Source organism: Oleiphilus sp. HI0123, from assembly GCF_001635315.1.
The window spans coordinates 1-4,499 of the sequence record NZ_LWGE01001188.1; the positions used below are offsets into that span (position 1 = coordinate 1).

Genomic DNA, 4,499 nt, shown 5'->3' on the forward strand with positions numbered 1-4,499 from the left:
CTGTAATAACTAATCTTTATTATTGCTGATGCTTCGTTTGATAGCTTTCCACACGGTTTCGGCCATTTCGTTTTGCAGAATAAAGCGCATTATCTGCATTTTCCAAGAGATGCTTAGCTGTATCTGTTTTTTCAGGTATCGTAGAATAAACACCGATACTTACGGTGACAGCTTGATCAAAACCCTCAGCTTCAATGACATACTGATCGATACGTTTTCGAATTCGCTCAGCGACAACGATTCCTCCCTCTAGCCCCGTTTGAGGTAACACGATGCAAAACTCTTCTCCGCCATATCGAGCGGCTAGGTCGGTAGGAAAGCGCAATTGTGTTGAGAGCTCAGAAGCAACGGCCTGTATGCAAATATCACCAACCAAATGGCCAAAGTTGTCGTTTACAGCTTTAAAATGATCGATATCAATGAGTAGTATTGAAACGGGGTGCTGGTATCGTCTTGCTCGGATGATCTCCTGATCGACATATTGATCAAGATAACGGCGATTCTTAATGCCGGTTAGTTGGTCAGTGTCGCTAAGCTCTTTTAGGCGTTGATTCGCTATTTCCAGCTCCTTGGTTCGTGCTGCGACATTTTCTTCTAATTCATCGTTCGCTTGTTTTTGAACTGCTAAAGCGTGCTCCTGAGCTTCAATCCTTCCAGAGCGTTCATGATTGATTCGCTGAGCAAGAGCAAAAGAAAGTAACATTGCTTCTAGCAAAGAACCGAGCTGAACTGATTGGTCAGTGATAATGTTTCTGGGAATGATTTGGAACTTACTGAGTGCTAATAAAATTCCACCGACTAACAGCCCTGTCCAGGATATGACATACAAACCAGCGGACTTTTGACCCACGTACCAAGCATATACGCCAACTGACAGTGCCCATAAGCAGCTAAAGGCAGCATAGGGTATAAGAAAAACAATTGAATAATTGTAGGGAAACCATAGGTAACAGAGCATAGCTGCCAAACAAATAGCCGACAAAACATTTGCCTGTAGGGACAGCTGGTTTTTTAGTTCGCTAAGTTTTAGGAAGTACTTAGCAAAAAGTACTGCGAAAAGTAGAACGCCATTCAGGAATATGAGCGTGGACGTATCGTTCCAGGAAGTGCTTTCCGGCCACAAATATTGAAAAGACCAACCGTTCAAACTGGCCAAGAACATTAACATGCTACAAATATAGCTGACATAAATTAGGTACACTTTGTCTCGAAGGGTCAGATATACCAAGAGGTTGTAGATGGCGATTACTAGTATGCCTCCCATATACACGCCATGAACGAGATTGGTTGCGCTATCTGCTTGTCGGTGAGCTTCAGGGCGCCATAACTTAATGGGGACTTGCAGTGAACTTGAGGATTTGGCTCTAACGTAAACCCTTATGTTTTGTGACGAAGGCAGGTCAAGGGGGAGTATAAATAAGCGGTGCTTAAGTGGGCGCTCCGAAAAACTAAGTTTGTCTCCCATAAAGTGTTTGTCGATTATTTGATTTTTTGCAACTAGATAGACATCTAGATAATCGAGAACAGGGTAATCAAATTCTAGGTAAAACTGGCTGTCGCTTCCAATATTTATTACGTCAAATTTAAGCCACCAGTCTGAATTACTATACCCCCGGTTAAATATTTGCTGGGTACTGGTTTGCCATCGGGGTTCGTTACTCAATATTGATTCGATAGTCTGCTCAGCGTTAGGTGCTTCTATGTACTGGATGCCTTGCCCAATAGGGGTATGTGAACTGGAAGTTGTTCCAACTTCAAAAGTAGCGTGAGATGCACTACATAAACCCAATAAAAAGAGAGTGGTGAGAAGTAACAGTACTGAATTTGATGGCAGGCACTTAGACATAAGATAAATATAGTCTGGGTGTCCATATTTAACAACCTGGATAGCTATTTTTTAATAGCGGATAATGCGTTTGTCGAACGAATTGATTATTTAATCTTCCTCTCACTGACTTATAAGTGACGATGGCAGGCTGTTAGATAAGTAGCGATTTTTACAGTTGATCGTTGCTTACTAGCACGATAAGGGAATAAATGAATACTGCATATAAATGATTGCCTCATTGCTTAAATAAGGCAATCAGTTCTATCAACTACATGTTATTTTGCTTCTTGAACTCTGTAATCAATTCAAGCGGCTTGTGCTTTTTGTTTGTCTTGTTTAGCACATAGACAACAGTCTCGCCTTTTGGTCCTGAACCGATTTCTGTGAAACGATAAGGTGCTTCGCCTACTTTTCGAACGCTATTCATATCTTCTAGTGTGCTGAAGACGTAGATTCGGCCTTCCATGCGCATTTCACCATAGAATGGCTGGGCTGGCGCTACAGTGCCTTCAATCAGATCAATACTTGGAATACCTGAACGCTTCTTCTTATCTTCGCCTGTCAAAGCAAACTTTAGGGTTTCGCCTTTAGGGCCTGCACCGATGCGTGCAACCATGTAAGCAGTATGCCCAGTCTTAAGGAAAGATTGGTATAAGGCTTTATCATAGAAAAAGTAAATACGGCCATCGTGGTGTACTTCATATAATGCCGGTACCTTTACTGACATCTTTGTTTGCGTTTGCATTGTTTCAGACGCTGAAGTAGCTTCTTTTGTATCCGTGCTTGCGCACGCAGCTACACCAAGAGCCATAACCGTTGATAAGCCAAGTATACGTAGTTTCTGTGCGATCATTGCTTGATTCCCGTTTTGTGTGTGATACGACCAATACAGGATATTAAGTTTTTATGACAGGAATGTTACAGGAAATGGGAAACCCTAATCATTGCTTGTTTTACGCCACCAGTTCTCAACACCAAGCTTATAGGGCGGCTGAGTGCTTGGACGAGCAAATCGATCCCAATAGGCAAGACGGTGGTAGTTTAGGTGCCAGTTTGGAATGCTATAGTGTCTCCATAAGAGTACTCGGTCTAGCGCATTCATTGCGACTATCAGTTCTGCGCGGGTCCTGGCTCGCAATACATGGCCAAGCAGGTCGTCAACGACAGGGTCATTGATACCCGCATAATTTTGGCTGCCCTCGATATTAACCGTATCGGAATGAAAGTAGTCTCGTTGCTCGTAACTGGGGGCCTGACCCTGAGACAAAGAAACAGTCGTCATATCGTAATCAAATTGATCTAACCGTACTTTGTATTGAGCTGTATCGATTAGCCGTGGCTCTGCAGTAATACCGATTTTTTGTAAGTTCTTCACAAAAGGTAGAATAACGCGCTGGATTCCAGCCTGACGAATGAGTATTTCGAAGCTAAATACTTTTCCGCTGTTTGCATGCCTTAATTCACCATCCTTTAAAATCCAGCCAGCTTGTTTTAAAAGATTGAGTGCTCTGCGTTGTACTGTACGAATATTTCCATTGCCTTTAGTTTTGGGTAGGGAAAAGGCAGACTCAAATAGGGAAACAGGCAAATTTTTCTTATGAGGCAATAGTAGTTCAAGCTCCTCTTCACTAGGGAGGCCAGTAGCTTTGAATGCTGAATTAGGGTAGTAGCTTTGGTTTCGCTTATAAGCGCCATTAAAAAGGGCTTTGTTCGTCCACTCAAAGTCAAACATTAAGCTCAGTGCTTCTCTGACTTTTGGATCGGAAAATATCTTACGGCGGTTGTTAAAGAAAAAAGCCTGAGTGGTGCTGGGAATATCATGTTTAATTTCCGCTTTAATGACCTTACCTTCATTCAAGGCAGGGAAGTCGTAGGCCTTAGCCCAGTTTTTTGCGGTATAGTCGAAAAACAGATCAAAGCTATCAGACTTAAAGCCCTCAAATGCCACTGACTGATCGCGGTAAAAATCTATCACTACGGTATCGAAATTATATCTACCTTTATAGATATTTAATTCACCCTTAGGCAACTTAGTAAACCAAGCGTCTTTTACACGCTCTAACTTGATTGACTGGCCAACCTTTACGTCACCGACTCTATAAGGCCCGCTTAACAGTGGAATGGTTTGGGAGCTGCGTTCGAAATCTTTATCCACCCAGAAGTGCGCGGGTAATATCGGCATTTCGCCAAATCGTAAGATATTTGCAGCTTGGTCGGCCTGATCGAACTCAACGCGCACTGTATCGGCGTCAATCGCTTTGACTTTGGTAACGGCGCGAAGGCTTTGTTTGAAACGCGGGTGCCCGATTTCTGTAAGGGTAGTATATGAAAACACAACATCTTCAGCGTCGACCGGGTGCCCGTCATGGAAGTGTGCTTCTGGCTGGATATCAAACTCGACCCAAGCATAATTCTGGGGGTAACGGATTTTAGCGGCCAACAGGGCATAGGCACTTTGTGGTTCATCGCCTGATGGTGAGTAGCTTCCGGTTCCTGCTAATAAAGTTTCATTTAGCTCTGTAAACCCATACATAAACATTCCCGGAGAATTGAAGGGGCTGGTTCCTTTTAAAATGTAAGGGTTTAGAGAATCAAAAGAACCGAAACCCATTAGACGCAGGTTCCCACCTTTGGCGGCGTTAGGATTGACATGGTCAAAATGAGAAAAGTC

3 protein-coding genes are annotated in these 4,499 nt (G+C 43.1%); all 3 read right to left on the reverse strand.

Annotated features, from left to right (window positions below):
* Nucleotides 1-19: 19 nt before the first annotated feature.
* Nucleotides 20-1,846 carry a diguanylate cyclase gene (locus A3761_RS13180; RefSeq protein ID WP_068553501.1) on the reverse strand — a complete coding sequence of 609 codons (1,827 nt, stop codon included), beginning with the start codon at nt 1,844-1,846 and terminating at the stop codon, nt 20-22.
* Between the two features lie 250 nt (nt 1,847-2,096).
* Complete coding sequence (locus tag A3761_RS13185; protein ID WP_068510282.1) at nt 2,097-2,681, reverse strand: hypothetical protein; 585 nt, start codon at nt 2,679-2,681, stop codon at nt 2,097-2,099.
* A gap of 84 nt (nt 2,682-2,765) precedes the next feature.
* Nucleotides 2,766-4,499 (reverse strand): extracellular solute-binding protein (locus A3761_RS13190; protein ID WP_231881222.1); only part of this gene is annotated, 1,734 nt, incomplete at its 5' end.